Source organism: Methylobacterium mesophilicum (assembly GCF_022179445.1).
GTDB classification, from domain to species: Bacteria; Pseudomonadota; Alphaproteobacteria; order Rhizobiales; family Beijerinckiaceae; genus Methylobacterium; species Methylobacterium mesophilicum.
In genome coordinates this window covers 1-241 of record NZ_BPQU01000164.1, presented here as the reverse complement: position 1 = coordinate 241, position 241 = coordinate 1, and the positions used below count along the sequence as shown (strand labels likewise).

Sequence of the window (241 nt, the reverse complement as noted above, 5' to 3'; positions counted from 1 at the left end):
CGTCGGAGAGGTACAGGGTGGCCCCCGTGGCCCGGGCGAGCTCCCTCGCCCCCGAGAGGTAGTCGGCGTGGATGTGGGTCTCGGCGATGGCGGTGATGCGGAGGCCCAAGGACTGGGCGAGCTCCAGGAACACGTCCACGTCCCGCCTGGGGTCCATCACCAGGGCCTCCCCGGTGGCGGCGCAGCCCAGGAGGTAGCTCATCTGCGCGAGGCCTTCCTCGTGGATCTGGCGAAAGATCAT

1 protein-coding gene is annotated in these 241 nt (G+C 69.7%); it reads right to left on the bottom strand.

Features of this window, described 5'->3' with window-relative positions; translation table 11 throughout:
• On the bottom strand, positions 1 to 202 hold a 202-nt coding region (locus MFF40_RS29180; RefSeq protein WP_238263206.1), incomplete at its 3' end, for an MBL fold metallo-hydrolase.
• Between the last annotated feature and the right edge of the window lie 39 nt (positions 203 to 241).